The 349-nt window shown below is 52.4% G+C and carries 1 pseudogene; it reads right to left on the minus strand.

Features of this window, described 5'->3' with window-relative positions:
- Positions 1-349 (minus strand): annotated as a pseudogene (locus ACSNOG_RS33070) (hypothetical protein); the annotation flags it as partial.

Consider the following 349-nt stretch of genomic DNA (forward strand, 5'->3'; position numbering starts at 1 on the left):
TTATTTAACGGGATCGCAATCTCTGGACCAGCTTCACCAAAAATAGAAGGCTGAGTTGCAATCCCGCCTTTGGCATAAGCCGGGATCTCCGGAATCGTTGGAATGCTGAAGCCGAGCGTTCCGCCACCTAACCATGCCGGAATATCAACGCTGATACCGTTAATGCTAGTGATGGCCTTATTTACGAGTCGAATCACCGCATTAATCGGCTCAGCAACCAGGGCTTTCAAACCACCCCATATGCCGCCGAAAGTATCGACGATGCCCGACCAGGCAAGGGACCAATCCCCCGTAAAGACGCCGCGGACAAAATCCAGAATCCCACCCAGCGTCGTCATCAAGCCATTGA

Source organism: Streptomyces sp. URMC 124 (assembly GCF_051386455.1).
GTDB lineage: Bacteria > Actinomycetota > Actinomycetes > Streptomycetales > Streptomycetaceae > Streptomyces.